Raw genomic sequence first — 1,488 nt, 5'->3', positions numbered from 1 at the left:
GGCGGCAAGCTCGGCTTCAATGCAAAGTTCATCGTCGAGATGGGCGAGGAGATCGGCTCGCCCGATCTCGGCAAGGTCTGCGATCTCAATCGCGACGCGCTTAGGGCGGATCTGTTCATGGCCTCCGACGGGCCGCGTTTGTCGGCCGATCGCCCGACGCTGTTCCTCGGCTGCCGCGGCGGCATTCGCATCCATCTCGATGTCAACTTACGCGACGGCGGCCACCATTCCGGCAATTGGGGTGGTGTGCTCGCCAACCCCGCGACCATTCTGGTGAATGCGATTGCGACGCTGGTCGACGGCCATGGCCGGCTTCAGCTCGATGCGTTGAAACCGCCGAGGCTGACCAACCAGATCAGGAGTTTTCTCGCCGACGTGAAGGTCGAGCCGACCGCGGACGAGCCGGCGCTCGCCGAGAACTGGGGCGAGGAAGGGCTGTCCGATGCCGAGCGTCTCTTCGCCTGGAACACGCTCGAAGTGCTCGCGATGGGCTCGGGCAATATCGACAAGCCCGCGAATGCCATCCCCGGCCATGCTAACGCGGTGTTGCAACTGCGCTTCGTCGTCGGCACCAAGGTCGAGAGTGTGGTCCCGGCGATCAAGGCCCATCTCGACGCAAAGGGTTTTCCCATGATCGAAGTGCGGGCGGCGCAGAGCTTTGCCGCCTCGCGCACCGATTTCGACAGCCCCTGGATCAAATGGGCCGCCGAGTCCGTCCAGAAGACCACCGGCAAGGCGCCGGCGATCCTGCCGAACTTCGGCGGCTCGCTGCCCAACGACGTGTTCTCGGATATTCTGGGCCTGCCGACGATCTGGGTGCCGCACTCTTATCCCGGCTGCTCCCAGCACGCCCCGAACGAGCACATTTTGTTGCCCCTGACCGAGGAAGCGCTTGCTACAATGGCCGGCCTGTTCTGGGATCTGGGGGAGTTGCCGCGCCCGCTGGGCTGATTTTGGGGGCGCCGAAAGTCACATTCTATTCCGCCTGATTTTATGCTTGCATCCCGCCGCACCATCTTCAAAGGGGAAGAAAAAAGTGAAACATTTCCGTAACGTAGGTCTCGCGCTCGCTGCCACCCTGGTCGTGAGCCAGGCCGGTGCCCAGGAGCTCACCGGCACCTTGAAGAACATCAAGGACACCGGCGCCATCACCCTGGGCTTCCGCGACTCCTCGATCCCGTTCTCCTATCTGGACGACAACCAGAAGCCCATCGGGTTTGCGATGGACATCTGCTACAAGATCGTCGACGCCGTGAAGAAAGAGCTCAAGCTCGACAAGCTCGAAGTGAAGCTCAACCCGGTGACCTCGGCGACCCGTATTCCGCTGATGGCGAACGGCACGATCGATCTCGAATGTGGCTCGACCACGAACAACGCCGAGCGCCAGAAGCAGGTCGCCTTCACCAACACCCACTTCCTCACCGCTAGCCGCTACGTCTTCAAGAAGTCGAGCGGGCTGAAGTCGATCGAGGACCTGAAGGGCAAGAC

At 62.1% G+C, this 1,488-nt stretch carries 2 protein-coding genes; both read left to right on the top strand.

The window, feature by feature from the left end; translation table 11 throughout:
- Nucleotides 1-951: M20/M25/M40 family metallo-hydrolase (locus C2U70_RS32165; protein ID WP_140982686.1), on the top strand; the 951-nt coding region annotated here is incomplete at its 5' end.
- An 85-nt stretch (nucleotides 952-1,036) separates the two neighbouring features.
- Nucleotides 1,037-1,488, top strand: a 452-nt coding sequence (locus C2U70_RS32160; RefSeq protein WP_140982684.1) for a transporter substrate-binding domain-containing protein, incomplete at its 3' end; no start/stop codon positions are given.

It is taken from the genome of Bradyrhizobium guangdongense (genome assembly GCF_006483445.1).
In the GTDB taxonomy this organism is placed as follows: Bacteria; Pseudomonadota; Alphaproteobacteria; order Rhizobiales; family Xanthobacteraceae; genus Bradyrhizobium; species Bradyrhizobium guangdongense_A.
This window is presented reverse-complemented; position numbering and strand designations above follow the sequence as displayed.